Origin of the sequence: Methanoculleus sp. MH98A, from assembly GCF_000691865.1 — an archaeon.
GTDB lineage: Archaea > Halobacteriota > Methanomicrobia > Methanomicrobiales > Methanoculleaceae > Methanoculleus.
In genome coordinates this window covers 1-2,016 of record NZ_JMIO01000253.1, presented here as the reverse complement: position 1 = coordinate 2,016, position 2,016 = coordinate 1, and the positions used below count along the sequence as shown (strand labels likewise).

The 2,016-nt window shown below is 41.5% G+C and carries 2 protein-coding genes; both read left to right on the top strand.

Annotated elements, in window-relative coordinates:
* Positions 1–41: 41 nt before the first annotated feature.
* Positions 42–1,343, top strand: coding sequence for an HD domain-containing protein (locus EI28_RS12870; RefSeq protein ID WP_048115456.1), 1,302 nt, complete (start codon positions 42–44; stop codon positions 1,341–1,343).
* Positions 1,340–1,861 carry a type II toxin-antitoxin system antitoxin SocA domain-containing protein gene (locus tag EI28_RS14245; RefSeq protein WP_155937468.1) on the top strand — a complete coding sequence of 174 codons (522 nt, stop codon included), beginning with the start codon at positions 1,340–1,342 and terminating at the stop codon, positions 1,859–1,861. Before EI28_RS12870 ends, EI28_RS14245 begins: the two co-directional genes overlap by 4 nt.
* Positions 1,862–2,016: the final 155 nt, after the last annotated feature.

Here is a 2,016-nt window from a genome sequence, read left to right as displayed (position 1 = left end):
CATATAGGTTAATACACCTCTTCAAATAAGAGGTGTCATTCTTGAAATGGCATGAGGTAAGAGACCCTGTTCATGGCTTCATTAATTTTAATGATATTGAAAAGGATCTGATAAATCACCCGGTTTTTCAACGATTAAGGAGGATAAAACAGCTTGCTCTCACAGAGATGGTTTATCCCGGCGCGACCCACACTCGGTTTGAACATTCGTTAGGAGTCATGCACATAGCCTCACGAATGTTTGATTCGATTGTAAAAAGCGAGAAGAATAAGGACATTCTAAAGAAGACATACAGTCTAGATACAAGGGGATTGGAGACAGTAAGACAAACTATCCGATTGGCTGCCTTACTCCATGACGTTGGTCACGGTCCTTTCTCTCACGGTGGAGAAGAGCTCTTCCCGATAAACACTCAGTTAATTGACAAAAATCCTGAATCAGATAACAAGTATAAACACGAAGATTATTCAGTTGCTCTGATAAGAGGCCCACTTAAGGAAGTTATTGAGAACAATCAATATAATAGGAGTAATTTCAAAATTTATGCGAGTGAGATTGCGGACTTGATTGAGGGAAGACCGAATAGGCTCGAACAGATATTCTTTTGGCGAACTTTAATCTCAAGCCAATTGGATGCGGATCGAGCAGACTATCTTTTGCGTGACTCTCATCACATCGGTGTGAAGTATGGGGTCTTCGATCTTGAAAGGCTGCTAGGGACAATGACACTGGGAAATGATCCCGAAACTGACGATGTTGTAATTGGCATCCATGAAGATGGCTGGCATAATGCCGAATCGTTAATCATTGCCCGCTATCAGTTCTTTTCTCAAGTCGCTTACCATCACGTCAGGCGCGCATACGACATAATGCTTGAAAAAGCATTATTGGACACTGTTGGAGAATATCCGCCCCCAGATACTGAAGATAGCCTTAATGAATACATAAAATTAGATGATCCCCGCGTGTGGGCAAGGATGCTTGAAAGTGACGCTCCTGCCTGCAAAATGTTGTTAGCAAGGAAACATTTAAAATACGTTCACCAGATTGAGGACGCGAACATAAACTCGGACAATGGTGAGCTCAAGCGGGTGATTCAAGTACTTGAAGATGCGGGAATTCCGCACAATGTGGATAACAAGGAAAATGAATGGTATAAGTTTCAAGGAGACGTTGGGATGAGCGATCAGATCCATATCATCACTAAAGATGGAACTGCTGTGCCACTTTCACAGTACTCGAAGATCATTGATAGTCTCAAGCCGTCAAGACAGGTAAGGGTATATGTGGGATATGACTATGAGAATCGCGCGAGAGAGTTAATTGGAGGGAATAATGCATGACGGAAACTGGTAATCGAGGGCCATTACAGATTGCGTACCTCGTTAAAAAGTTGTCTGATATATCATATTCTCAGATAGGTAGGACTGTTATCCAGAAGATGACCTATCTGCTTTCGAGAGAGGGACTAACAAACTATAGTTTTGCATTATATCATTACGGGCCATATTCTGGCCGAGTTTCCTCTGACCTAGACTTAATTTCTATGTCTGGCATAGTGGACGTGAAATGGCAGGGTGACAAGGGGTATTTCATCTCACCAAACCAAAAAGGGATTCAGATTGCTAAAGAGCTAAGTTCTGCAGAAAAGGAGCAAATAGACAAAATTGTTGAAACATATCACGAATTTAACGCAGTTGAGTTGTCATTAATTGCTACGGCATATTATGTAATCGATAAATACAATGTCACTAATGATGAAGAACTAGTTACTGTTGTGACATCGTTAAAGCCACAATATGCTGGAAGAGTTAACCGGGTGCTTCGCGATGCAAAGATTATTCCCCTGCCCAACAATTGATGCATAAGCATTGGTCCCTCTATTTTGTTAGACATTTATTTTCAATATCTGTCAATATCGCAGATCCAGCTTTAGGTGTACCTCTTTCTACTTTCCGTTGGGCAAGACGTAGAAATACTTCAACTGCCCCTGATGGAGATTCTTGCCCTTAGATA

Bases quoted from the DNA above. Each gene is read 5' to 3' on its own strand.
- EI28_RS14245 (WP_155937468.1), top strand. From the start codon at position 1,340: ATGACGGAAACTGGTAATCGAGGGCCATTACAGATTGCGTACCTCGTT.